The 24,219-nt window shown below is 68.1% G+C and carries 21 protein-coding genes and 1 pseudogene; 11 read left to right on the top strand and 11 right to left on the bottom strand.

All coding sequences use genetic code 11. The annotated features are described in order from the left end of the window. Positions 1–9 precede the first annotated feature (9 nt). The 9 genes and pseudogenes from AC3A6J_RS03520 to AC3A6J_RS03480 all read left to right on the top strand — a co-directional run bounded on the left by AC3A6J_RS03520 (position 10) and on the right by AC3A6J_RS03480 (position 9,493). On the top strand, positions 10–2,994 hold the full coding sequence (locus AC3A6J_RS03520) for a formate dehydrogenase subunit alpha (RefSeq protein ID WP_487858507.1): 2,985 nt from the start codon (positions 10–12) through the stop codon (positions 2,992–2,994). Between the two features lie 9 nt (positions 2,995–3,003). Next, positions 3,004–3,627 carry a formate dehydrogenase FDH3 subunit beta gene (gene fdh3B / locus AC3A6J_RS03515; protein ID WP_487858506.1) on the top strand — a complete coding sequence of 208 codons (624 nt, stop codon included), beginning with the start codon at positions 3,004–3,006 and terminating at the stop codon, positions 3,625–3,627. Beyond that, entirely contained in the window at positions 3,624–3,881 is a 258-nt protein-coding gene (locus AC3A6J_RS03510; protein ID WP_487858505.1) for a hypothetical protein, read from the top strand. Before fdh3B ends, AC3A6J_RS03510 begins: the two co-directional genes overlap by 4 nt. An 11-nt stretch (positions 3,882–3,892) precedes the next feature. Further along, positions 3,893–5,095, top strand: a complete 1,203-nt coding sequence (locus tag AC3A6J_RS03505) for a formate dehydrogenase subunit gamma (RefSeq protein WP_487858504.1) — start codon at positions 3,893–3,895, stop codon at positions 5,093–5,095. Beyond that, positions 5,092–5,511, top strand: coding sequence for a hypothetical protein (locus AC3A6J_RS03500; protein ID WP_487858503.1), 420 nt, complete (start codon positions 5,092–5,094; stop codon positions 5,509–5,511). The genes AC3A6J_RS03505 and AC3A6J_RS03500 overlap by 4 nt, the downstream gene beginning before the upstream one ends. After that, positions 5,508–6,386, top strand: a complete 879-nt coding sequence (locus AC3A6J_RS03495; protein ID WP_487858502.1) for a formate dehydrogenase accessory sulfurtransferase FdhD — start codon at positions 5,508–5,510, stop codon at positions 6,384–6,386. The genes AC3A6J_RS03500 and AC3A6J_RS03495 overlap by 4 nt, the downstream gene beginning before the upstream one ends. Positions 6,387–6,455: 69 nt before the next feature. Continuing rightward, entirely contained in the window at positions 6,456–8,972 is a 2,517-nt protein-coding gene (locus AC3A6J_RS03490) for an ABC transporter permease (RefSeq protein WP_487858501.1), read from the top strand. Beyond that, positions 8,969–9,126 (top strand): annotated as a pseudogene (locus AC3A6J_RS03485) (LysR family transcriptional regulator); the annotation flags it as partial. The gene AC3A6J_RS03490 and the pseudogene AC3A6J_RS03485, both read left to right, overlap by 4 nt. A gap of 139 nt (positions 9,127–9,265) precedes the next feature. Next, positions 9,266–9,493 (top strand): SlyX family protein, encoded by a 228-nt coding sequence (locus tag AC3A6J_RS03480; RefSeq protein ID WP_487858500.1) that lies wholly within the window; start codon positions 9,266–9,268, stop codon positions 9,491–9,493. A gap of 25 nt (positions 9,494–9,518) precedes the next feature. Here AC3A6J_RS03480 and AC3A6J_RS03475 read toward each other — a convergent pair whose 3' ends face one another. Further along, positions 9,519–10,421 carry a DMT family transporter gene (locus tag AC3A6J_RS03475; protein ID WP_487858499.1) on the bottom strand — a complete coding sequence of 301 codons (903 nt, stop codon included), beginning with the start codon at positions 10,419–10,421 and terminating at the stop codon, positions 9,519–9,521. A 107-nt stretch (positions 10,422–10,528) separates the two neighbouring features. On the opposite strand from AC3A6J_RS03475, the gene AC3A6J_RS03470 reads away from it, so the two are divergent. Both AC3A6J_RS03470 and AC3A6J_RS03465 read left to right on the top strand, forming a co-directional pair. Next, entirely contained in the window at positions 10,529–11,512 is a 984-nt protein-coding gene (locus AC3A6J_RS03470) for a quinone oxidoreductase family protein (RefSeq protein ID WP_487858498.1), read from the top strand. 109 nt (positions 11,513–11,621) lie between these two features. Continuing rightward, complete coding sequence (locus AC3A6J_RS03465) at positions 11,622–12,032, top strand: response regulator (protein WP_487858497.1); 411 nt, start codon at positions 11,622–11,624, stop codon at positions 12,030–12,032. Between the two features lie 13 nt (positions 12,033–12,045). Here the strand turns inward: AC3A6J_RS03465 and AC3A6J_RS03460 are convergent, their stop codons facing one another. The 10 genes from AC3A6J_RS03460 to AC3A6J_RS03415 form a co-directional block, all read right to left on the bottom strand. Next, a complete protein-coding gene (locus AC3A6J_RS03460; RefSeq protein ID WP_487858496.1) occupies positions 12,046–13,686 on the bottom strand; it encodes a Na/Pi cotransporter family protein in 1,641 nt (546 codons plus the stop codon). A gap of 63 nt (positions 13,687–13,749) precedes the next feature. Next, complete coding sequence (locus tag AC3A6J_RS03455) at positions 13,750–14,616, bottom strand: phosphodiesterase (RefSeq protein WP_487858495.1); 867 nt, start codon at positions 14,614–14,616, stop codon at positions 13,750–13,752. Beyond that, complete coding sequence (locus tag AC3A6J_RS03450; protein ID WP_487858494.1) at positions 14,613–15,674, bottom strand: ABC transporter ATP-binding protein; 1,062 nt, start codon at positions 15,672–15,674, stop codon at positions 14,613–14,615. Before AC3A6J_RS03450 ends, AC3A6J_RS03455 begins: the two co-directional genes overlap by 4 nt. Then, complete coding sequence (locus tag AC3A6J_RS03445) at positions 15,664–16,464, bottom strand: ABC transporter permease (RefSeq protein WP_487858493.1); 801 nt, start codon at positions 16,462–16,464, stop codon at positions 15,664–15,666. Before AC3A6J_RS03445 ends, AC3A6J_RS03450 begins: the two co-directional genes overlap by 11 nt. Positions 16,465–16,483: 19 nt before the next feature. Continuing rightward, positions 16,484–17,308: an ABC transporter permease gene (locus tag AC3A6J_RS03440; RefSeq protein ID WP_487858492.1), complete on the bottom strand. Its 825-nt coding sequence runs from the start codon at positions 17,306–17,308 to the stop codon at positions 16,484–16,486. 13 nt (positions 17,309–17,321) lie between these two features. After that, positions 17,322–18,344: an ABC transporter substrate-binding protein gene (locus tag AC3A6J_RS03435; protein WP_487858491.1), complete on the bottom strand. Its 1,023-nt coding sequence runs from the start codon at positions 18,342–18,344 to the stop codon at positions 17,322–17,324. Positions 18,345–18,382: 38 nt separating this feature from the next. Then, complete coding sequence (locus AC3A6J_RS03430; RefSeq protein ID WP_487858490.1) at positions 18,383–19,384, bottom strand: LacI family DNA-binding transcriptional regulator; 1,002 nt, start codon at positions 19,382–19,384, stop codon at positions 18,383–18,385. A gap of 169 nt (positions 19,385–19,553) precedes the next feature. Next, positions 19,554–20,066, bottom strand: coding sequence for a signal peptidase II (lspA, locus tag AC3A6J_RS03425; RefSeq protein ID WP_487858489.1), 513 nt, complete (start codon positions 20,064–20,066; stop codon positions 19,554–19,556). Position 20,067: 1 nt separating this feature from the next. Continuing rightward, a complete protein-coding gene (gene ileS, locus AC3A6J_RS03420) occupies positions 20,068–22,923 on the bottom strand; it encodes an isoleucine--tRNA ligase (protein ID WP_487858488.1) in 2,856 nt (951 codons plus the stop codon). A gap of 121 nt (positions 22,924–23,044) precedes the next feature. Beyond that, complete coding sequence (locus tag AC3A6J_RS03415) at positions 23,045–24,082, bottom strand: bifunctional riboflavin kinase/FAD synthetase (RefSeq protein WP_487858487.1); 1,038 nt, start codon at positions 24,080–24,082, stop codon at positions 23,045–23,047. Positions 24,083–24,219: the final 137 nt, after the last annotated feature.

The following is a 24,219-nucleotide window of genomic DNA, read 5'->3' as shown; positions in this document are numbered from 1 at the left end:
ATACCCACGATGCTGCTGACCAAGAAAACGAACGCTGCGCATTCCGTGCGGCAAGGCGAACGCGGGTCTTCCGCTTTCATCCACAGCCTCCAGCGCGGCCTGTCGGGCGCGCTGCCGACCATGGACCGGCGTGCGTTCCTGCGGCGCTCGGGCCTCGGTGTTGGCGTCGGGCTGGCCGCGGGCCAGCTCACGCTGATGCGCAAGGCCGAGGCGGCTGGCGAGGCGCGGCCCACGGCCATCGGCGCCGGCAAGGTCGAGATCAAGCGCACCGTGTGCTCGCACTGCTCGGTCGGCTGCGCCTCCGACGCGGTGGTCGAGAACGGCGTCTGGGTGCGCCAGGAGCCGGTGTTCGACTCGCCGCTCAACCTCGGCGCACACTGCGCCAAGGGCGCGGCCCTGCGCGAGCATGGCCACGGCGAGTACCGGCTGCGCTACCCGATGAAGCTGGTCAACGGCAAGTACGAGCGCATCAGCTGGGACACCGCGCTCGACGAGATCACCGCGCGGCTGAAGGACCTTCGCCAGGCGAGCGGGCCCGACTCGGTCTACTGGATCGGCTCGTCCAAGCACAGTAACGAACAGGCGTACCTGATGCGCAAGTTCGTGAGCTTCTGGGGCAGCAACAACTGCGACCACCAGGCGCGCATCTGCCACTCGACCACCGTGGCCGGCGTCGCGAACACATGGGGCTACGGCGCCATGACCAATTCGTACAACGACATGCGCAACGCCAAGGTCGCGCTGTACATCGGCTCGAACGCGGCCGAGGCGCACCCGGTCAGCATGCTGCACATGCTCCATGCCAAGGAGCATGGCTGCAAGATGATCGTGGTCGACCCGCGCTTCACGCGCACGGCGGCCAAGGCCGACGAGTACGTGCGCATCCGCTCGGGCTCGGACATTCCGTTCCTGTTCGGCCTGCTGCACCACATCTTCAAGAACGGCTGGGAAGACAAGCGCTACATCAACGACCGCGTGTTCGGCATGGACAAGGTGCGCGAGGACGTGCTCGCCAAATGGACGCCCGACAAGGTCGAGGAGGCCTGTGGCGTCCCCGAGGCGCAGGTGCTCAAGGTCGCGACCTGGCTCAACGAGAACCGCCCCGGCACCATCGTCTGGTGCATGGGCCAGACGCAGCACACGATCGGCAACGCCATGGTGCGTGCCTCGTGCATCCTGCAGCTCGCGCTCGGCAACGTCGGCAAGTCGGGTGGCGGCACCAACATCTTCCGCGGCCATGACAACGTGCAGGGCGCCACCGACGTGGGCCCGAACCCCGATTCGCTGCCCGGCTACTACGGCATCGTCGAAGGATCGTGGAAGCATTTCGCCACCGCTTGGGGCGTCGACTTCGAGTGGATCAAGAGCCGCTTCTCGTCGCCCGCGATGATGAGCAAGCCCGGCATCACGGTGTCGCGCTGGATCGACGGTGTGCTCGAGAAGAACGAGCTCATCGACCAGGACTCGAACCTGCGCGGCGTGTTCTATTGGGGCCACGCCCCCAATTCGCAGACCCGCGGCCTCGAGATGAAGCGCGCGATGGACAAGCTCGACCTGCTCGTGGTGGTCGACCCGTACCCTTCAGCGACGGCCGCCATGGCGGCCATGCCCGGCCGGCCCGAAGACCAGAATCCGAATCGCGCCGTCTACCTGCTGCCCGCTTGCACCCAGTTCGAGACCAGCGGCTCCGTCACCGCCTCGAACCGCTCGCTGCAGTGGCGCGAAAAGGTCATCGAGCCGCTGTGGGAAAGCCGCAGCGACCACATGATCATGCAGCAGTTCGCCGACCGCCTGGGCTTCGGCAAGGAGCTCAGCAAGAACTACAAGATGCAGAAGGTCAAGGGCATGGACGAGCCCATTCCCGACGACATCCTGCGCGAGATCAACAAGTGCGTGTGGACCATCGGCTACACGGGCCAGAGCCCGGAGCGGCTGCAGGCCCACATGCGCAACATGGGCGCCTTCGACGTGCGCACGCTCAAGGCCAAGGGCGGCGTGAAGGACAAGGTCAACGGCTACGACCTCACGGGCGACTACTTCGGCCTGCCGTGGCCCTGCTTCGGCACACCCGAGCTCAAGCACCCGGGCTCGGCCAACCTGTACGACACCTCGAAGCACGTGATGGACGGCGGCGGCAATTTCCGCGCGAACTTCGGCGTGGAGCGCGACGGACAGAACCTGCTGGCCGAGGACGGCTCGCACTCGCTCGGCGCCGACATCACCACCGGTTACCCCGAGCTCGACCATGTGCTGCTCAAGAAGCTCGGCTGGTGGGACGAACTCTCCGAGCCCGAGAAGCAGAAGGCCGAGGGCAAGAACTGGAAGACCGACAACTCCGGCGGCATGATCCGCGTGTTCATGAAGAACCACGGCTGCCATCCCTTCGGCAACGCCAAGGCGCGGGCGGTGGTCTGGAACTTCCCCGACGCGATCCCGCAGCACCGAGAGCCGCTCTACGGCACGCGGCCCGACCTGATGGCCAAGTACCCGACGCACGACGACAAGATGGCGTTCTGGCGTCTGCCTACGCTCTACAAGACCGTGCAGCAGAAGAACATCGCCGACAAGGTGGCCGAGAAGTTCCCGTACATCATGACCTCGGGTCGCCTGGTCGAGTACGAGGGCGGCGGCGAGGAAACGCGCTCGAACCCCTGGCTGGCCGAACTGCAGCAGGAGATGTTCATCGAGATCAATCCGAAGGTCGCGGCCGAGAAGGGCATCCGCAACGGCGAGCGCGCCTGGGTGCACACGCCCACGGGCGCCAAGCTCAACGTGCAGGCGCTCGTGACCGAGCGCGTCGGGCCCGACACCGTGTTCATGCCGTTCCACTTCTCGGGACACTGGCAGGGCGCCGACATGATTGCCTACTACCCGACGGGCGCCGCCCCGGTGGTGCGCGGCGAGGCGATCAACACCGCCACGACCTACGGTTACGACAGCGTGACCATGATGCAAGAGACGAAGACCACGATCTGCAACGTGGAAAAGGCATAAGGAAGCACCATGGCACGAATGAAATTTGTCTGCGACGCCGAGCGTTGCATCGAATGCAACGGCTGCGTCACGGCCTGCAAGAACGAGAACGAGGTGCCCTGGGGCGTGAACCGCCGCCGCGTGGTCACGCTCAACGACGGCGTCCCGGGCGAGAAGTCGATCTCGGTCGCCTGCATGCATTGCTCCGACGCACCCTGCATGGCGGTGTGCCCGGTGCAGTGTTTCTATCGCACCGACGAAGGCGTGGTGCTGCACGACAAGGACGTGTGCATCGGCTGCGGCTACTGCTCGTACGCCTGCCCCTTCGGTGCGCCGCAGTTCCCGTCGCAGGGCACCTTCGGCGTGCGCGGCAAGATGGACAAGTGCACCTTCTGCGCTGGCGGTCCCGAAGCCAACGGCTCCGAGGCCGAATTCGAGAAGTACGGCCGCAACCGGCTTGCCGAAGGCAAGCTTCCGGCCTGCGCCGAGATGTGCTCGACCAAGGCGCTCTTGGCCGGTGATGGCGACGTGGTGGCCGACATCTTCCGCACCCGCGTGGTTCAGCGCGGCAAGGGTGCCGAGGTCTGGGGCTGGGGCACCGCCTACGGCTCGCAGCAGGCCGGCACGCCGCCCGCCAACGGAGGCCAGAAATGAAGCAGCAGGGCCTTGCGTTCGCTGCGGCCGTGGCACTGGCCGCGGGGTTCCTGGCAGGCTGCGGCGAAAAGCCGCAGACCAATGCGCAGGGCGTGAAGCACGATGCCGTGCCCTGGAGCGGCACCGGCACGCAGGAGAACACCGGCACGGTGTTCACCGCGCCGGACTGGAAGGTGGGCGACAAGACCGCCTGGCAGCAGCAGCTCAAGACCCGCACGCAAAACGGGCAGAACGAATACAACAAAGAAAACTGATCGGAGAGCCCATGAAGCAAGCGCTGACCGCTCTCGTTCTTTTCGCCGCGCTGGGTTCGGCCTTCGCGCAGGCCCAGCCGCCGGCGGCCCCGGGCACCACTTCCGCACCGGCCGCGCCGGGCGCAGGCGGCATCCGCAGCCAGAACATCTTCGAGGTCAAGCCCGAAGCGAGCGCCGATCCCAACTACGCGAACCAGACCAATGGCGAGCGCATGAAGGTGCAGCCCGGCAACAACGCGCCGATGTGGCGCCAGGTCGGGCAGGGCGTGACGGGCTACAGCAGCCTGCCGGCGAGCCAGGCGCCCGAGGCCGGTAACCTGATCCAGCCGCAGGTGCAGTACCCGGGCTCGCGCCTCACCACCGCCGGCGAGGCCTGGCGGCAGGTGCGCAACGACTGGATCATTCCTTACGGCGCGGCGCTGCTGTTCGTGACGCTGCTGGCGCTGGCGATCTATTACTTCACCAAGGGGCCGATCCGCCTGCACGGCAAGGAAACCGGCCGCCGCATCGAGCGCTTCACGCCGTTCGAGCGGGCCACGCACTGGTCGAACGCAACCGCCTTCGTGATCCTCGCGCTCTCGGGCATCGTGATGGCCTTCGGCCAGTTCTTCCTGATGCCGTGGATGGGCAGCACGCTCTTCGGATGGATCGCCTATGCGCTCAAGAACGTGCACAACTTCGTCGGGCCGCTGTTCGTGGTCACCACGCTGTTCATGGTCGTCACCTTCATCCGCGACAACCTGCCGCGCGCGGTCGATTGGAAGTGGCTGAAAAGTGCCGGCGGCCTGTTCGGCGGCAAGGAAGCGCCGTCGCACCGCTTCAACGCCGGCGAGAAGCTCGTGTTCTGGGGCGGCGTGCTGTTCCTCGGCCTGTTCATCATCGGTTCGGGGCTGTTCCTCGACAAGCTGTTGCCGGGCTTCGTCTATACGCGCGGCCAGATGCAGGTGGCGCACATGGTCCATGGCGTCGCGACGATGCTGATGATGGCCGTGATCATGGGCCACATCTACATCGGCACACTCGGCATGAAGGGCGCCTACAAGGCCATGCGCACCGGCTATGTCGACGAGACCTGGGCCAAGGAGCACCACGAACTCTGGTACGACGACGTGGCGGCGGGCAAAATCCCGAGGCAGCGTTCGCAGCCCTCCGGCACGGTCGCCACCACAGCCCCAGTCCGGGCGCCGCAGCCCGCCGAAGGAAGGCCCTCATGAAGAAGAAGCAGTTCTCGCCCTTGAATCTTTGCGTGCTGGCGCTTGCGCTCGCCGCGCCGCTGGCCTGGGCCAAGCTGCCTGCGCCGCCGGACACGCCCGAAGCCAAGGCCAAGGCAGCCGAAGCCGCCGCCAAGACCGCCTGGAGCGCCAAGGTCGATTCCTACAAGCTCTGCCTCGCCCAGGACCGCGTCGCGGCCGCGTACCGCGCGAGTGCTGCCGCGGCTGGCAAGACCGTGCCCGCGGCGCCCGCCGCGCTGCCGACCTGCGCCGATCCCGGTCCGTTTGCGTACGCGCCTCCCGCCGAAGCCAAGCCGCTTGAAGCTTCGGGCGCGCATTCGCCAGCCGACACGGCTGCCGCGCCGCCCAGCACCGTGCAGCCGGCCGCGGTCACCAATCCCACGACGAAGGCGCAGTGAGCGCAGCGGCTTCGCCGGTGCCCCCGCTGCCGCGTCTCACCCAGGCCCGCGCCGCGCTGACGCGCGAGGTCGAGGTCGTCGATGAGCATGGCGCGCACGGCACGGTGTCCATCCCCGCCGAGCGCGACCTCACGGTCTACGTCGACCGGCGCGAACTCGTCACGCTCATGACGCTCGGCGCCCAGCCCGAGCTGCTCGTGCTGGGTTACCTGCTGAACCAGCGCCTCATTGAATCGGCCGGCGACGTGGAGTCGGTCACGGTCGATTGGGAGGTCGGCGCGGCCGCCGTCCGCACGCATGCCGGCATCGACCGCATCGAGGAGCGCACCGCGAAGAAGGTGGTGACCACCGGCTGCGGCCAGGGCAGCGTGTTCGGCGACCTGATGGCCGACATCGACAAGCTCCAGCTGCCGCCCACGCGCATGACGCAGGCGCAGCTCTATGCGCTGGTCAATGCGATCCGGCTCCAGGAGAGCACCTACAAGTCGGCGGGCTCCGTGCATGGCTGCGCGCTCTTCACGCTCGACGCCGACGCGGCCGGGGCCACGATGCACTGCTTCGTGGAAGACGTGGGCCGCCACAACGCGATCGACACCATCGCGGGCTGGTGCGCCATGCAGCCGCCGGGGGCGCTCGCGGGCGACCGCGTGTTCTACACCACCGGCCGGCTCACGAGCGAGATGGTCATCAAGTCGGCGCAAATGGGCGTGCCGATCGTGGTCTCGCGCAGCGGCATCACGCAGATGGGCCACGAGGTGGCCACGCGCGTTGGCCTGTGCGCAATCGGCCGCGCGACCAACCGGCACTTCGTGTGCTACGCCGGCGTGGAGCGGCTGGTGCTGCAGCCGGAACTCGCGCGGCGCACCCCGGTCTGAGCAGCGTCCGCCGCCGGCGGTAAATCCTTGAAAGCCGCCGGCGCCCCCGCGTCGGCTATCGTCTCGCCCATGACTGCCTCCCTCCGCCTTGGCTGGCGCACCCTCCGGCGCGATCTGCGCGCCGGCGAACTGCGCCTCTTGATCGTTGCCGTGCTGCTGGCCGTGGCCGCACTCACGGCGGTCGGCTTCTTTGCCGACCGGCTGCAGGGCGGCCTGCAGCGTGATGCGCGGCAACTGCTCGGCGGCGATGCGGTGGTGGTGAGCGACAACCCCACGCCCGAGAACTTCATCGCCCAGGCCCGCGCCTTCGGCCTCGAAGGCACGGGAACCTACGGCTTCCCGACGATGGCGCGGGCCGGCGAGGCGCAGGGCGGCGCGAGCAAGCTGGTGGCGCTGAAGGCCGTGGCACCGGGCTATCCGCTGCGCGGCAACCTGCAGACCGCGAACGCTGTCGATGGGGCCGGCGCCGTCACGCGCGACATCCCCCCGCCGGGCGAAGCCTGGGTCGATGCCTCGCTGCTCGATTCGCTCGGGCTCGCGATGGGCGACACGCTGCTGCTCGGCGATGCGGGGCTTCGCATCGGCCGCGTGATCACGCTCGAGCCCGACCGGGGCGCGGGCTTCATGAGCTTTTCGCCGCGCGTGATGCTCAACCAGGCCGACGTGCCGCGTACCGGCCTCGTGCAGCCCGCGAGCCGCGTGAGCTATCGCTATGCGGTGGCGGGCGAGGACGCCGCCGTGAAACGCTTTTCCGATTGGGCCGAGGCGCTCATCAAGCAGGGCGAGCTGCGCGGCGTGCGGCTCGATTCCTTCGAGGGCGGACGCCCCGAAATGCGCCAGACACTCGACCGCGCCGAGAAATTCCTGAGCCTGGTCGCGCTGCTCGCGGCGCTGCTCTCGGCCGTGGCGGTGGCGCTGGCGGCACGCGGCTTCGCGGCCAACCACCTCGACGACTGCGCGATGCTGCGCGTGCTGGGCCAGAGCCAGCGCACCATCGCGCTGGCCTATGCCTTCGAGTTCGCGATCGTCGGCATCGTGGCCAGCGGCCTCGGCGTGGCGATCGGCTTCGGCGTGCACTACGTCTTCGTGGTGCTGCTCTCCGGTCTGGTCGAGACCACACTGCCGGCCGCCACGTTGTGGCCGGCAGTGTTCGGCCTCGGCATGGGCCTGACGCTGCTGTTCGCCTTCGGCCTGCCGCCGGTGCTGCAGCTCGCCAAGGTGCCGCCGCTGCGCGTGATCCGGCGCGACGTGGGCGGCTTGAAGCCGGCGTCGCTCGCAGTGCTCGGCGTCGGCGTGGCCGGCTTCGCGGCGCTGCTGGTCGCGGCCAGCAGCGACCTGAAGCTGGGCCTGATCGCGGTGGGCGGCTTCGCGGGCGCGGTGGGGCTGTTCGCGCTCCTGAGCTGGCTCGCGGTGAAGATCCTCCGCCGCAGCGTCAACGAAAGCACCGCGCCGCGCTGGCTGGTGCTGGCCACGCGCCAGATCTCGGCGCGGCCGGCCTATGCGGTGGTGCAGGTCAGCGCGCTCGCGGTGGGCCTGCTCGCGCTGGTGCTGCTGGTGTTGCTGCGCACCGACCTCGTCGCGAGCTGGCGCCAGGCCACGCCGGCCGATGCGCCGAACCGTTTCGTGATCAACGTGATGCCCGACCAGAGCGACGCATTCCAGAAGACCCTGCGCGACGCCGGCGTTGGCAAGTTCGACTGGTATCCGATGATCCGCGGCCGGCTCCTGGCCGTGAACGACAAGCCGGTCTCGCCCGATGACTACACCGAGGACCGTGCCAAGCGCCTCGTCGACCGCGAATTCAACCTGAGTAACAGCGCCGAAGCGCCGCCGCACAACAGCATCGTCGCTGGCGCATGGACGCCCGGGGCGGCGGGCGAGGTGAGCGTGGAAGAGGGCCTGGCCGAGACGCTGGGCCTGCGGCTCGGCGACACGATGCGCTTCGACATCGGCGGCATGCAGAACGATGCGCGCATCACCTCGCTGCGCAAGGTCGACTGGGGCTCGCTGCATGCCAACTTCTTCGTGATGTACACGGTGAATGTCTTGCCCGACGTGCCCGTGACCTACATGGGCGCCTTCCGCGCACCCGAGACCCGGGGTTTCGACAACGCGCTGGTGCGCAGCTTTCCCAACGTGACCAACGTCGACATGAGCGCCACCATCAACCAGGTGCAGCGCGTGCTCGACCAGGTGATCCGCGCGGTGGAATTCCTGTTCGGCTTCACGCTCGCCGCGGGGCTCGTGGTGCTGTTCGCCGCGGTCACGGCCACGCGCGAGGAGCGCGCGCGCGAATTCGCGGTGATGCGTGCAGTGGGCGCGCGCGCCAGCTTGCTGCGCCAGGTGCAGCGTGCAGAACTCGCCGGCGTGGGCCTGCTCGCAGGCTTTCTTGCGAGCATGGTGGCTTCTGTCATCGGCTGGGGCCTGGCGCGCTATGTGTTCGACTTCACCTGGACCGCGTCGCCGCTTGTGCCGCTCGGCGGCGCCGCCGCCGGTGCGGTGCTGGCGCTGGCCGCGGGCTGGTGGGGGCTGCGCGACGTGCTGCGCCGGCCCGTGGTCGACACGCTGCGCCGCGCGGCGGAATGATCCAGGTCGACGACCTGCAGCTTGCCGCCACGCTGCTGCGCGAGCCCTCGCTGAGCGCCGCAGCGCGCGCCGCCTGAGCCTCACGCCGGAGGGCGAGCGCTTCGGCCGCGAGGCGGTGGCGCTGCTGGCGCAGATCGAGGGCTTGCGCGAATCTGCATCCGCGAGAACGACGAGGACACCACGCTCTGGCAGGGACGCGGCCGACGCGGTCGCGTGCGGCGCCGGTCAGCCCGTAACCCGCGCGGTGGCGGGGCCGTCATGAAAGCGCGGCGGTCTTCCTGTCCAATAGCGGCATGGACAACAACGCACCCAGGGAACTCGTCGAACGCCTGACCGAGCTCGAGATCAAGGCCGCCTACGCCGACGACCTGCTCGATCAGCTCAACATGACGATCTATCGCCAGCAGCAGCAGATCGACCGGCTGGTCGAGCAAGTCGTGCAGCTGCGCGAGCAAAGCCGCAACGCGGCGCAGGACGGCGCGGCGCGAAGCCCGGCCGACGAGCTGCCGCCGCACTACTGAGCGCGTCGCGCAGCCGCGGTGCCGCTCAGCGCCGAGACGACACCACGATCCCGCCCACGATCAGCAGGAACGCCACCCCGTGGTACCAGTGCGGCGGCTCGCGCAGGAAGGCCGCCGAAAGCATGGCCGCGAACAGCGGCGTGAGGTTCATGAAGATGCTCGCCGCCTGCGGCCCCGCGCGCTGCACGCCCGTGCCCCAGCAGCGGTAGGCCATCACGGCGGGCCCGATGCCGATGAAAAGCATGGCCGCGACGAGCGGCCAGCCGAGCTCGACATGCGCCGCGGCCGCGGCCCATTCGCCCGCGGCCAGCGCGCCCGACCATCCGAGGCCGAACACCAGCTGCGCCATCAGGAACGCGGCCCAGTCCCGCCGCACGCCCTCCGGTTCCTGCGTGCGCACCAGGAACCAGCTGTAGAACGCCCAGGCGATGGTGCCCAGGATCATGTAGAGGTCGCCCGCCACCAGCCGCAGCGCGAGCAGCTGCCCCCATTCGCCGCGGCTCAGCACCAGCAGCACGCCGAGCATCGAGAGCAGCGCGCCGGCGATCTCGCGCCCGCTCACGCGCGCGCCGAAGAACATCGCGCCTGTCGCCAGCATCCACAGCGGCAGGCTCGAACCCACGAGCGTGACGTTGATCGGCGACGAAGTCTGCAGCGCCAGGTACTGGAACGCGTTGTAGCAGCCGATGCCGAGCAGCCCCAGCACCGCGTAGCGCTTCCAGTGCGCCCACAATAGGCTGCTGCGGCGCAGGACCGGCCAGGCGAGTGGCAGCAGCAGCACGAAGGCGATGATCCAGCGCACGAAGTTCAGCGTGAGCGGCGACACCAGGTCGCGCACCAGCCGCCCGACCACGGCATTGCCGGCCCACAGCAGGGGCGGCACGGTCAGTAGAAGAATGGTCGAGGGCGAAAGGCGCGGCGTCTGCATGGCCGCCGACTCTACCGGGCAAAACCGGGGGCCGCCGCGCTGGGGGCAAACGTGGCACGATGCGCGCTTCCGACTTTTTACCGTGTTGCCTGGAGACTGGAGAGATGATGAGCAAAGCCGTCCGTATCGACCGCCATGGCGGGCCCGAGGAACTGAAAATCGTCGACGTCGAGGTCGGCGAGCCCGGCCCCGGCGAGATCCGCATACGCCACAAGGCCGTGGGCCTGAACTTCATCGACACCTACCAGCGCAGCGGGCTCTATCCGTTCCAGATGCCGCTGCAGCTGGGCATGGAGGCCGCGGGTATCGTCGAAGCCGTGGGCGAGGGCGTGTCGCACCTGAAAGCCGGCGACCGCGCCGCCTATGCGAGCCAGCCGCCCGGTGCCTACTGCGAGCTGCGCGTCATGCCGGCCAAGTGCGTCTGCAAGCTGCCCGACGACATCTCCTTCGAGACCGGCGCAGCCATGATGCTCAAGGGCCTCACGGCGCAGTACCTGCTCAAGAAGACGCTGCCTGCCGAAGGTCTGCAGCCCGGCGACTTCATCGTCTTCCATGCGGCCGCCGGCGGCGTCGGGCTGATCGCCTGCCAGTGGGCCAAGGCGCTCGGCCTGCAGCTGATCGGCACGGCCGGCAGCGACGCCAAGTGCCAGCTCGCGCTTTCGCACGGCGCGGCGCATGCCATCAACTACAGCACCGAGAACTTCACGGCACGGGTGAAGGAGATCACCGGCGGCAAGGGCGTGAAGGTGGTGTACGACTCGGTCGGCAAGGACACCTGGGAAGGCTCGATCGACTGCCTGCGGCCCTTCGGCCTGCTCGCAGTGTTCGGCAACGGCTCGGGCCCGGTGCCGCCGATCGGCTTCGGCACGCTGGCGTCGAAGGGCTCGCTCTATGTGACGCGGCCGACGCTCTTCACGCACATCGCCACGCGCGAGGGCACCCAGGCCATGGCCGACGACCTGTTCGCCATCGTGCAAAGCGGCGCGGTGAAGATCCCGATCGACCAGCGCTACGCCCTGGCCGACGTGCAGCAGGCGCACCGCGACCTCGAGGCACGCAAGACCACCGGGTGCACGGTCCTGACGCTCTGAGCCCTGGCCGCGCAGGCGGTGTCCTACTTGCGGCGGGGCGCCATGCCTTCGTTTTCGGCGCGACGCATTTTGTAGCCTGGGTGAAACTCAGCAAGACATGCCCCGTGCCATGGACACCGTCAGAACCTTCATCGTCGAGGACAACGCCGTCATCCGCGAAAACCTCGTCGGCACGCTGCGCGAAGTGGCCCGTGTCGATCCCGTCGGCGAGACCGCCTCGCAGCGCGATGGCATGCGCTGGCTCACCGCCAATCCCTCGCAATGGGATCTGGCCATCGTCGACCTGTTCCTGAAGGACGGCACCGGCTTCAGCGTACTCGAAGCCTGCCGCAACCGCGCACCGGCGCAGAAGATGGTGGTGCTCAGCAACCACCTCACGCCCGAGATGCGGCGCAAGTGTGCCCAGCTCGGCGCCGACGCCGCCTTCGACAAGGCGACCGAAGTCGACGACCTGATCGACTTCTGCCTGCGCCGCCGACAGGCGCTGTTCCACTCCGTCACCTCCGCGGCAACGCACTGACTTCGGAGGGCGTCTAAACCTGCTTCAAGCGGCTCGGTGCAAGCGCGCCAGCCGACTCGAGGATCGGATATGCAATCGAGCAGATGTGCGAGTTGATGCGCTTCAGGTCGCTGATGAGGTCGATGTGCAGCGAGCTCGTTTCCATGCTCAACGTGGTGCGGTCGGAGAGCCGGTCGAGGTGGGTCGACGCGTAGGCCCGCTCGAGGTCGCGGAACCGGGCCTTCTCTTCAAGCAGCTTCTGCGCATCGCGCACATTGCCGTTGAGGAACACGCTCATGCTGAGCCGCAGGTTCGCAATGAGCCGGCCGTGCAGTTCGACGATCTCCGCCATGCCGGCTTCGGAAAAGTTGCGCTGCGGCTTGATCTTCTTGTCCTCGATGTCGATGATCACACGCTCGACGATGTCGCCGATCTGCTCCATGTTGATGGTGAAGCTGATGATGTCGGTCCAGCGCCGGCTTTCCTCTTCGCCCAGCGCCTCGCGCGAGATGCGCGTCATGTAGTACTTGATGGCCGAATACAGCTCGTCCACCGTGTCGTCGAGCTGCCGCAGCTCCTGCGCAAGGCGCAGGTCGTTGTTGCGGATCACGTCGAGCATGCCGATGAGCATGGTCTCCACCACGTCGGCCTGGTGCAGTGCCTCGCGCGCGGCATTCGAGATGGCGAGCGAGGGCGTCGACAGCGCCGAGGGGTCGAGGTGGTGCGGCCGCATCGAAGCCGTCGACGGCGTCGGCACCGGCAGCATTCGCGTGACCAGCTTGGCGACCCATTGCGTGAGGCCGATGAACCCGACGCTGATCACCACGTTGAAGGCGAGATGGAACAGCACCACGCCGTGGGTGGGGTTCGGTATCTGCGGCTGCACGTAGCGCAGCCACAGGCCGACGAACGGCGCGACCACCGCCACGCCGAGCACCTTGAAGAGCAGGTTGCCGACCGTGACCTGCCGCACCGGCATCGCCGACTTCGCCGTGGTCAGCACGGCCAGCAGGCCGCTGCCGAGGTTGGCGCCGAGCACCAGCCCGAGTGCGACGTCGAGCGGCACCACGTTGGAGCTCGCCATGGCCGCCACCAGCAGCACCACGGCAAGGCTCGAATACGCCACGATCGCGAGCGCGGCGCCAATGGTGATCTCGAGCAGCACGTCGCTCGTGAGCGAAGCCAGCAGCACGCGCACGGCCGGCGCGGAGAAGAGCGGTTCGGTCGCCGCCACCACGAGCTGCAGCGCGAGCAGCATCAGCCCGAGCCCGATGAGCACCCGGCCCACCCGCCCCGCCACCGTGGCAGAGCGCGAAATGAACAGCACCACGCCCACGAAGATGAACATCGGCGAGAGCCACGACAGGTCGGCCGAGAACAGCACCGAGATCAGCGCGGTGCCGATGTCGGCCCCGCGCATCACCGCGAGCGCGGCGGGCAGCGTGATCAGGCCCTGCCCGACGAAGGACGAGGTCATGAGCGACGTGGCGGTGCTCGACTGCACCAGCGCCGTGACGCCGATGCCCGACAACGCAGCCGTGAAGCGGTTGCGCATGCTCTGGACCAGGATCTTGCGCAGGTTGGCGCCGAACACGCGCAGCACCCCCGTGCGCACGAGGTGCGTGCCCCACACCAGCAGTGCGACTGCGGCAAGCAAGTCCAGAAGATGCTTCATGGGTTGTGGTTCTATCCTTTTCGTTCTTTTTCGTTTTCGGCTCCATTGTCCACAGGAACGGCCTCAATCGATCAGGGCGCCGTTCTCGTGGAATGGAAAAGGCCCTTCGAAGCTGCCCGATGCGGCCAGGTGGGTCACCAGCCGCTGTTCACCGGCCGACCAGGCGTGCACGCGGAACCCGGGCGGCTCCAGCGTCCATGCCGAGGCCCCATCGGGCGAAAGGTCGAGGCAGACCTGGTGCGCGGGCGCCGGCGAGGTCGAGGCGATGGTGCCGCCGAAGCGCACGTCGATCGCGCGGTGCAAGTGGCCGCAGATCAGGCGCTCGACGTTGGAATGGCGCGCGACCAGCGCCTCGAGCGCTTCGGCGCCCTCGCGCAGGCCGATCTCGTCCATGTGGCCGATCAGCGTACGGAACGGGGGATGGTGCAGCGCGATCACCACGGGCTCGCCGCGGCGGTCGTCGAGTGCCGCCTCGAGCCAGGCAAGCCGCTCGCGGCAGAGCGCGCCATGGCTGGCGCCGGGCACGCAGGTGTCGAGCGTGAGCAGGTGCAGCGGCCCCACGCGCACCGCGTACTGGACGAAGCCGCCCGATCCCACGCCCTGCGCCATGTAGGCGTGGCCCGGGAAGCTGCGGCGCAGCTGGTCGCGGTCGTCGTGGTTGCCGGGCATCAGGTAGACCGGCATGTCGAGCGGTGCCAGCAGGCGCGCCAGATGCGCGTACTCGGCCGCGCGGCCGAAGTCGCTGAGGTCGCCCGTGATCACCACCGCGTCGGGCCGCTGCGGCAGCCGCAGCACCGAGGCGACGGCGCGCTGCAGGTACGGCGCGGTGTCGATGCGGCCATAGGCCAGGCGGCCGGGCTCGCGGATGTGCAGGTCCGTGAGCTGGACCAGGAAGGTGGTGTCGGGGAGGTTGTCGGTCGTGGTCGTCATGCGCTGCTTTCCTGCGACGGCATCAGGCGGTCGGGCGAAATACGAAGGCCGACCCGGTCGCCGGGTCCGAAGGGCGCGTCGCGGCCCAGGTCGGCGACGAGCAGGGGCTGGTCTTCCGTCTGCAATTGCAGCTGCACGCGGTCGCCGAGAAAGGTGCGGCGCTCGACCGTGGCGCTGCCCCAGCCGGGCTGCGGTGCGCTCACTTCGATGTCTTCGGGTCGCACCAGGAGCATGGCATGGCCGCGCAGGGCGCTCGGGCAGGGCAGGGTGCATGCGCCGAGTCGGACAACGCCCTGCGCCATCGCATCGGCCGCGCGCTCGAGCCGGTTGACCCGGCCCAGGAACTCCGCCACGAACGGATGGGCCGGCGCGCGGTAGAGGTCTTCGCCGCGGCCGATCTGCACGATGCGCCCTGCGCTCATCACCGCGAGCCGGTCGGCAATGGCCATCGCCTCCTGCTGGTCGTGCGTGACGTGCACGGCCGTGATGTGCAGCCTCCGCAGCAACTCGGCCAGCTCGTCGCGCAGCGACTCCTTGAGCTTGGCGTCGAGCGCGGCCAGCGGTTCGTCGAGCAGCAGCACGCGCGGGCGCACCGCCACGGCGCGCGCGAGCGCCACGCGCTGCCGCTGTCCGCCAGAGAGCTCGGCCGGGCGCTTGTTCTCGAGCCCGCCGAGCCGCGTCAGGTCGATCAGTTCGCCGACCGCGCGCTTCTCTTCTTCGGCCGACACGCCGCGGATGCGCAGCCCGTAGCCGATGTTGGCCGCCACCGTCATCTGCGGGAACAGGGCGTAGCTCTGGAACACCATGCCCACGCCGCGCTGCTCCACCGGCCGGTGCGTCACGTCCTGGTCGCCGAACACGATGCGGCTGCCCTCGTCGGGCGACTCCAGCCCCGCGATCAGCCGCAGCAGAGTGGTCTTGCCGCAGCCCGACGGACCGAGCAGCGCAAGCACCTCGCCGGCCTCCACATGCAGGTCGGTGGGCAGCAGGCCGCGCGTGCCGTCGGCGTAGGTCTTGGCGCAGCGCGCGACGTCGATGGGGATGCGTTCAAGTTCCATGGCGTTTCTGAATCAGGTTGGCAAGGTACTGCAGGCCCCACAGCACCGGGAGGATCACGGCGAAGAAGATCAGCGTGTAGGCCGATCCGATCTCGATGCGCATGGAGGCATAGCTGTCGGCCAGGCCCACCGGCAGCGTGCGCGTGAGCGGCGTGTGCAGCATCCAGGTGAGGTTGAACTCGCCCACCGAGAGCGTGAACACCATCAGGCTGCCCGCCACGATGGCAGGAAAAACGGCCGGCACCAGGATGCCCATGAAGCGCTGCCAGAAGCTGGCGCCGAGCGTGCGCGCGGCCTCTTCGAGCGCGAGCAGGTCGTTGCGCTGGAAGGCCGAGCTCACGGTGCGCACCATGAACGGCAGCGTGAACACGATGTGGCCCACGAGGATGAAGGCGAAGCTCTGGCGAAATGCCGTGAGCTGTCCGTAGGCGAGGATCAGCGCGAGCGCGGTCGCCAGCCCGGGCACCGCCACCGGCAGCGTCAGCAGTTCCTCGAAGATGCCGGCAGCGCGCGAGCGGCTGCGCGCCAACGCATACGCGCAGGGCACTCCGAGCAGCACGGTGCCGACGACGCAGGCGGTGGCCAGCGCGAGCGACCAGCCGACGGTGCCGCCGTAGTTCTCCCACACCTCGCCGAGCCAGCGCAGCGTGAGCCCGCTCTTCAGTCCGACGCTGTAGTTGTTGACCAGGCCCGCCATCACCGACAGCAGCATCGGCGCGATCATGAAAATGCTGGTCAGCACGGTGATGGTCAGCAGGAACGGGGCCTTCGATCCGGAGTTCTTTCGCATGGCGTCTTTCTTCCTGCTTTCAGCGCGCGACCGGGTTGGCCCCGAAGCGCCGCGCGACGAACAGCACCAGCCATGTCACGATGCCGAGCGCGATCGACAGCGAGGCGGCGAGCGCGAAGTTGGCATAGTTGGTGAACTCGTTGTAGATGGTGATGGGTATCACCTCGAACTTGCTCGCGAGCGTGAAGGCGGTGCCGAACGCGCCCATCGAGGTCGCGAACAGGATCGCGCCGCAGGCCAGCGTGGTCGGGGCGAGTTCGGGCAGCCACACGTCGCGTGCTACGCGCAGGCGCGATGCGCCGAGCGAGCGCGCGGCTTCCTCCAGCTGCACGTTCATCGCCTCGGCCGCGGCCGCATAGGTGGCAATGGCGCGCGGCAGCGAGAAGTACAGGTAGGCGAGGAACAACCCGACCAGGCCGTAGGCGAAGGTGATGCGCTGGCCGAACAGGCTGTCGCCGATGTCGGCCACCACACCCTGCCGCCCGCCCAGCAGGATCACGAAGAAGCCGATGATCACGCCCGGAAACGAGAGCGGCAGCGTCAGCAGCGACAGCAGCATGCGCCGGCCGATGAAGGCATGGCGCGCCAGGTAGATGCCCACGGCCGCGCCGAGCACCAGTGTGACGAGCGTCACCGTGATCGACAGCGCCACGGTGTTGACCATGCTTTCCAGGTAGCGCGAATCGGTCAGCACCGCGAAGTAGGTGCGCCAGCCCTTGTCGGCCGGCAGCGCGAGCAGCCGCACCACCGGCAGCAACCAGAAGGCCGCAAAGAATGCGGCCGCCGGCGCTGCGCAGGCGAGCAGCCGCCAGCGCGGGGTCCAGGCGTTGGCCTTGGAGCTCATCGCCGCCGCGCGTTCAGCGCACTTCCTTCAGGTAGCGATCGGAGAATGCACGCTGGCCTTCGGCCATGCGGGCGTAGTCGACGCTCTTGGCACGCGCGTATTCGCTCGCCGGCAGGAACTGCGCCTCGATGTCCTTGGGCATTGCCTTGGCGCGCACCGGCCGCAGGTAGGCCTTGGCCCAGATCGCCTGGCCTTCGTCGGACAGCACGAAGTCGAGCACCTTCTTGCCCTCGGCGGCATGCGGTGCCTTGGCGACCAGGCTCATCACGTAGGGCACGGCGAGCGTGCCTTCGCTCGGGATCACGAAGGCGACGTTGGCCTTGTCCTTGTACTTGGCGCGGTAGGCGTTGAAGTCGTAGTCGAGCAGGATCGCGATCTCGCCCGACAGCACGCGTGCGTACGAGGTCTGCTTGGGCACGATCGGCTCGTTCTTCTGCAGCGCCTTGAAGTAGTCGATGGCCGGTCCGAAGTTGTCGAGCGTGCCGCCGCGCGCCTCGTTCACCGCCACCGCGCCGACGTAGCCGACGAAGGCCGATGCGGGATCGAGATAGCCGATGAGGCCCTTGTATTCAGGCTTGAGCAGATCGGCCCACGACTTCGGGATCGGCTTGCCCTTGAGGGCGTCGACGTTGACCATGAAGCCGAGCGTGCCCGAATGGATGGTGAACCAGTTGCCGGCCGGGTCCTTGAGGCCGTCGGGAATGTCGTTCCAGGCGGCCGGCTTGTAGGGCTGGACCACGCCTTCCTTCTGCGCCTGCACGGCGAAGGTCACGCCGAGGTAGGTGACGTCGGCGACGGGGCTGCCCTTTTCGGCGACGAGCTGCGCGAGCGACTGGCCCGAGTTCTTGTTGTCGGCCGGCACCGTGATGCCGGTCTTGGCCTTGATGGCCTTGAGCTGGGTGCCCCAGTCGGCCCATTCGGTGGGGCAGTTGTAGCAGATGGCGTTCTGGGCCATGGCGCTGCCGCCGGCCAGTGCGGCGGCGAGCAGGCCCAGGCGCGCGAGGCGCGAGAAGCGGAAGGTCTGGAAGGACAACATGCAGGAACTCCTTGTGGGATGGGTCGGGAACGAATGGATCAGGAAACCGCCGCGGCGGCGCACGATTCGCCGTCGCGAAAGACGTGGGGCAGCAGCAGGCTTGCATCGGGCCCGAGCGGCGCCCCGCCGGCGATGGCCTGGATCAGCAGCTCGACGCTGTGGCGGCCGATGTCGCTGTTGGGCTGCTCGATGGTGCTCAGGGCCGGCGTGAGGTCTTCGCCGAGCGCAATGCCGTCGAAGCCGACCACGCTGAGCGCCTCGGGCACGCGAAGGCCGCTGAGGTGCGCGGCGCGGATGCTGCGGATCGCGAGCAGGTCGTTCGAGCAGACCAGTGCGGAGGGCCTGTCGCCCGCCTGCAGCACGCGCGCGAGCGCATCCACCGCGCTTTCGACGAAGGGCACCTCGATCAGCGGCAGCGCCTTGAGGCCGGCATCGCGCATGCCCTGGCGATAGCCGCGAAAGCGCTGCTGTGCCCGGTCGGAGGCGGCCAGCGTGCCGCTCACCATGGCGATGCGGCGATGGCCGAGCAGCACGAGCCGCGCCACCGCGTCGGCCACGGCCGCCTCGCCATCGACCGTCACGCAGGGATGGTCGGCGTGGCGGTTGTAGGCGAGCACATAGGGCGTGCCGACGCCGCGCAGCCGCGCGAGCGCGGCCGACGTCGACGGATTGGAGACCACCAGGATCAGCCCGTCGACGTTGCCCGCGAGCAGCAACTGCACCGCACGCTCTTCTTCCTCGAACCGGTAGCCGGTGGTGATGGGAACGATGGCGTAGCCGCCCGCGATTGACGCGCGCGCGATGCCCTGAAGGCATTCGGCGAAGGTGGGGTTCAGCAGCGTGGGAAGCACCACGCCGAGGGCGCGGCTGCGCTGCGTGCGCAGGGTGCGTGCGCTGGCATTCGGCAGGTAGTCGAGTTCGTGCGCCACGCGCTCCACCAGCGCCCGCGTGGCCGGCGTGACCTTGTCGGGAAAGTTGAAGACGCGCGAGACGGTGGCGACGGAGACCCCGGCTTTGGCGGCGACGGCTTGGATGCTCATGGGTGGCGGCTGATGCGATGTAATCGATTACATTTCACCGCGCCAGTATGACCCCGCCGTGACAGCGCGCGAAGAGGGGAGTAACCCTCTCCTTTTCGTTGACTATTGAATTGCTTTGCGGAGCCTCAGGCCGCGCGCGCAGGGCGGGCGGCCTGGACCGGGGGCGCGGCTATCTGGCGCGCCGGACCCGCCGGATCTCGTCGAGGATCAGGCAGATCGCACCGAGCGTGATCGCGCTGTCGGCCACGTTGAAGGCCGGAAAATACCAGTTGTTCATGTGGAAGCTCAGGAAGTCCACCACGTAGCCGTGCATCAGCCGGTCGATCACGTTGCCGACCGCACCGCCGAGGATGCAGGCCATGGCGAACGAGAAGAGCTTCTGCCCCGCGTGCGACCTCAGCATCCACACGATGAACACCGCGGCGGCAATGCCGATCGCCGTGAAGAACCAGCGCTGCCAGCCGGAGTGGTCGGCCAGGAACGAGAACGCGGCGCCCGTGTTGTGGGCCCGCACCACGTTGAAGAAGCTCGTCACGTAGGTTGCGTCGCCGAGCTTGTAGGCGCCCAGGATCAGCGTCTTGGTGATCTGGTCGATGGCCAGGATGGCGGCCGCGAGCGCGAGCCACGGCCAGATGCTGCCGCTGCGCGAGGGCGATGCGGTCATGGAGCGTGCGGCCGCCATCTCAGGCAAAGCTCCGCGGCTCGCCGGCGCCGAACAGGTTGCTCGTGCAACGCCCGCAGATGGTCGGATGCGCGGCATCGTGGCCGACATCGTCGCGGTAGTGCCAGCAGCGTTCGCATTTGGGCGCGCTGCTCGGTGCGACCTGCGTGGAGAGCGCATCGCTCGCAGCGAGCTCGATCGCCGAGGCGATGAAGACGAACTTCAGGTCGTCGCCGAGCGACGCCAGCAGCGCATGGTCGTCGGACGGTGCGCTGAGCTTCAGGTTCGCCTGCAGCGACGAGCCGACCTTGCCTTCGGCACGCACGGCCTCGATGTCCTTGTTCACCCCGTCGCGGATCTCGCGGATGCGGCCCCACTTGGCGAGCAGGGCCTCGTCGGGTGCATCGAAGCGGCTGTAGGTCTGCGCAAAGATCGACTCGCCCGGCTGGCCGGTGCTCACGAACTTCCAGGCTTCCTCGGCCGTGAAGCTCAGGAACGGCGCCATCCAGCGCAGCATCGCCTGCGAGATGTGCCACAGCGCGGTCTGCGCGCTGCGGCGCGCGCGAGAACCGGGCGCGGTGGTGTAGAGACGGTCCTTCAGGATGTCGAGGTAGAAGCCGCCGAGGTCTTCCGAGCAGTAGATCTGCAGCTTGGCCACCACCGGATGGAACTCGTACACCTTGTAGTGCGCGAGGATCTCGGCCTGGAACTGCGCCGCGCGCGAGAGCGCGTAGCGGTCAATCTCGAGCAGCTCGCCGAGCGGCACCGCGTCCTTCGCGATGTCGAAGTCGCTGGTGTTCGCAAGCAGGAAGCGCAGCGTATTGCGGATGCGGCGGTACGAATCGACGACGCGCGCGAGGATCTTGTCGTCGCCCGCGATGTCGCCCGAGTAGTCGCTCGCGGCCACCCACAGCCGGATGATCTCGGAGCCAAGCTTGCTGCTGATCTCTTGCGGGTCGATGCCGTTCTTGAGCGACTTGCTCATCTTGATGCCCTTGGCATCGACCGTGAAGCCGTGCGTGAGCAGGCCCTTGTACGGCGCCCGGTCTTCGAGCATGCAGGCGATCAGCAGCGACGAGTGGAACCACCCGCGGTGCTGGTCGTGGCCCTCGAGGTACAGGTCGGCCTCGGGCCCGGTCTCGTGGTGCACGTTGGGGTGCGTGCCGCGCAGCACGTGCGAGAAGGTCGAGCCCGAGTCGAACCACACCTCGAGGATGTCGGTGCTCTTGGTGTAGTGCGGCGCGTCCTCGGCGCCCAGGATCTCTTCGACGGTGACGCGGCTCCAGGCCTCGATGCCGCCTTTCTCGACGATGTCGGCGGCCTGGTCGAGGATATCCATGGTGCGCGGATGCAGCTCGCCCGAATCCTTGTGCAGGAAGAACGGGATCGGCACGCCCCAGCTGCGCTGGCGGCTGATGCACCAGTCGGGACGATTGGCGATCATGTCGTGCAGCCGCGCCTTGCCGTTCTCGGGGTAGAAGCTGGTCTGTTCGATGGCTTCGAGCGCCGTCTGGCGCAGCGTCTTGGGCGCCTTGTCCTTGGTGAACACGCCTTCGCCTTCGTCCATGCGCACGAACCACTGCGCGGCCGCGCGGTAGATCACCGGCGTCTTGTGGCGCCAGCAGTGCGGGTAGCTGTGGGTGATGGTCTCGGTGGTCAGCAGGCGGTTGGCATCGCGCAGCGCGGCGATGATCACCGGCACGGCCTTCCAGATGTTCTGGCCGCCGAACAGCGGGAAGTCGGGCGCGTAGCTGCCGTTGCCCTGCACCGGGTTCAGGATGTCGTCGTACGCCACGCCGTGTGCAATGCAGGAGTTGAAGTCGTCCACGCCGTAGGCAGGCGACGAGTGCACGAGGCCCGTGCCGTCGGTGGCCGTGGCGTAGTCGGCCAGGTACACGGGCGACAGGCGCTGGTAGCCCGCATCCACGTCGTACAGCGGGTGCTCGAATTCGAGCCCGCCGAGCTTCTCGCCCTTGACCGTGGCCAGGACCTTGCCGTCGAGCGCATAGCGCGTCATGCACATCTCGACCAGCGAGTTGGCGAGGATCAGCAGGCCGCGCTCGGTGTCGACGAGCGAATACTCGATCTCGGGGTTCAGGTTGATCGCCTGGTTGGCCGGGATCGTCCACGCAGTGGTGGTCCAGATCACGGCGAAGATGTCGCCGAGGATCTGGTGGTCGGTTTCGAAGGCCGCGAGCACCTTCGCGCGGTCGTGCGCCTTGAAGGCGACATCGAGGGTCTGGCTCTTCTTGTCGGCGTACTCGATCTCGAACTCGGCCAGCGACGAGCCGCAGTCGAAGCACCAGTACACGGGCTTCAGGCCGCGATAGACGAAGCCGCGCTCGATCACGCGCTTGAAGGCGCGCAGCTCGCCGGCCTCGTTGGCGAAATCCATCGTCTTGTAGGGATGGTCCCATTCGCCCAGCACGCCGAGGCGCTGGAAGTCGGCCATCTGCTGGGCGATCTGTTCCGTGGCGTAGGCGCGGCTCTTGGCCTGCATCTCGTCGCGGCTCAGGTTGCGGCCGAACTGCTTCTCGATGGCGTTCTCGATCGGCAGGCCGTGGCAGTCCCAGCCCGGCACGTAGAGCGCGTCGTAGCCCTCGAGCTGGCGCGCCTTGGTGATCATGTCCTTCAGGATCTTGTTGACCGCGTGGCCCATGTGGATCTGGCCGTTGGCATAGGGCGGGCCGTCGTGCAGGATGAACTTGGGCGCGCCGTGACGCGCGTCGCGCAGGCGGTGGTAGCGACCTTCGTCGTTCCATTCCTTGACCCAGCCCGGCTCGCGCTTGGGCAGGTCGCCGCGCATCGGGAAGGGGGTATCGGGCAGGTTGAGGGTGGCGCGGTAGTCGGTGGGGGAGGGAGCGGCAGCGTCAGACATGTTGGGGTGCGAAACAGAGGGGCTTCGACAGGCTCAGCCCGAACTGCACGAAGCGGTCGGTGCGGAAGAAAAGCCGTTCGCCCTGAGCTTGTCGAAGGGCGGCAGCACGGTGCGTGCAGGGCTAAATTCGGTCGCGCGTGGTCTGGCGGTGGGTTTCGGCGTGGGTCGATGCGAAGAACGCACGTGCGTCGCGCCCATCCTTGGCGATGCCCGCAGTCAGGGCCTCGAGGCTGGTGTAGCGCAATTCGTCGTGCAGTTTGTGCAGCAGTTCCACGCGCACGATTTTACCGTAGGCCCCTTCGGACCCCAGATGCGAGGGCCACTCGAGGCAGTGCGTCTCGAGCAGCACCCGGCCCGCGTTGACGTCGTTGGCGTCGAGCGAGGGGCGCACGCCGAGGTTGGCCACGCCGGGCAGCGGCCGGTCGGCCAGTCCGTGGACCAGCACCGCGAAGATGCCGCTGGCGGCCGGTTTCCAGTGCTTGAAGCGCATGTTGAGCGTGCGAAAGCCGTCGTCCTGGCCCGGGGCCGAGGCGCCGAGCGCGCGGCCGAGCTTGCGGCCGTGGACCACGTGGCCCGAGATCGCGTAGGGGCGACCGAGCAGCATCTGGGCGTCGGCCATGCGGCCTTCGGCCAGTGCATCGCGCACGGCCGAACTCGAGACCCGCAGGCCGTGCACCTCGTAGCTGTTCATGCGCGCGACGTCGAAGCCGCGCGCCTCGCCGGCCGCATCGAGCATGGCGTAGTCGCCCGCCCGTTTGGCGCCGAAGCGGAAGTCGTCGCCCACCAGCACATAGCGCGCGCCCAGACCGTCGACCAGCACGTTCTGGATGAATTCCTCGGGCGACTGGCTCGCGAGCCGCTGGTCGAAGGGCAGCACGATGGTCTGCGTAACGCCGCAGGCGGCGAGCTCACCAAGCTTGTCGCGCAAGGTGCCGATGCGCGCCGGCGCCAGTTCGGGCTTCTTGGTCAGCGCGGCGAAATAGTCGCGCGGATGCGGCTCGAAAGTGAGCACGCAGCTCGGCAGGCCGCGCTGGCGCGCCTCAGTCTGCAGCAGCGCCAGCATGGCCTGGTGGCCGCGGTGGACGCCGTCGAAATTGCCGATCGTGAGGGCGCAGGCCGGAGCCACGCCCGGATGCCGGAAGCCGCGGAAAACCTGCATCTGTAGTATCTTTTTGATAGCGCCTTTTGCCCGTCGAATGGGCGGATCAGGCCGTTTTGTCACAAAGCCGGTATATTGTGACTCAGTGCGTCGCCGCAAGGGTCTCCGACCCGCTCCGTGTCGCTGGTCTTTTTCCG

This window comes from Variovorax sp. Soil_C_39 (assembly GCF_057656815.1).
Note: the sequence above shows the minus strand (reverse complement) of the source record. Positions and strands in the feature narration are given on the sequence as shown.